Raw genomic sequence first — 837 nt, forward strand, 5'->3', positions numbered from 1 at the left:
TTTGCCGCTTCGACTAGCTGTGCTCATAGTCGGTGAAAAACTGAAAAAGAGCCGGATTGTGCCAATCTGGCATGATCAAATTCACTTCGTTGTAATTGCGGGCTGTTTAGCTTGATTAGCGTGATGGACCAGGACAGGGCATCTATCAAAAGCTCGGCTGAAGTGCCGGCGGAGGCGACGCATCTTGTCGTCGACCTGACGAAGGGCGTTTTTGACCAAGCGCTGTTGGTGTTGTGGAAGTTTGTGACGGAACCCATGCGCGATGGAACGCGCTGGGCTAATTGGGAAGAATTCCGCGGGCCTGAGGACTTGCGTTCAAGTCTTGTTGACCAACCTCGTCTCTTTCTCGATCTCAGTCGCATGGCGCTACGCGTTGGGCGTATCTCGACCCGCGAGGTGGAGATTTTGAAGTCCGCCATTGGCGTTCTGGAAGCAAGCCGGCTATTTGAGGAGCACGAGGACGCGCCGATTTTCGTTCATTGGGGCGAAAGGAGAAAGGCAGACATGGCTGAGCAGCGACTTATTCGTCGTCACGACGCTTCGATCATGTCGTACGCCAAGGCCAATGGACTGAGACATCGTGTCCAGTTGCAAAACCTTTCCGAAAGCGGCGCGATGATCATCGGCCTGTTCAAAATGACCGAAGGTCAGAGCGTTGAAGTGCGAGTGGACGAAGAAATCTGGAAAGAGGGTGTCGTCCGCTGGTCACTCCAGGACCGATGCGGCGTTCAATTCCTATCCCCGGGCTGAGCGCTTCCCTCGCCGCAGGGCGATTTACCGGTAGATCATAGAGACGCACAGCGTCGGCTACGATACTAAGTCGTGAGGGCCTAATAC

General features: G+C 54.6%; 1 protein-coding gene. It reads left to right on the forward strand.

Features of this window, described 5'->3' with window-relative positions; translation table 11 throughout:
• The first annotated feature begins 123 nt into the window (after nt 1-123).
• Nucleotides 124-750, forward strand: a complete 627-nt coding sequence (locus GRI89_RS00105) for a PilZ domain-containing protein (protein ID WP_159791249.1) — start codon at nt 124-126, stop codon at nt 748-750.
• Nucleotides 751-837: the final 87 nt, after the last annotated feature.

The sequence above is a fragment of the Croceibacterium salegens genome (genome assembly GCF_009827435.1).
GTDB lineage: Bacteria > Pseudomonadota > Alphaproteobacteria > Sphingomonadales > Sphingomonadaceae > Croceibacterium_B > Croceibacterium_B salegens.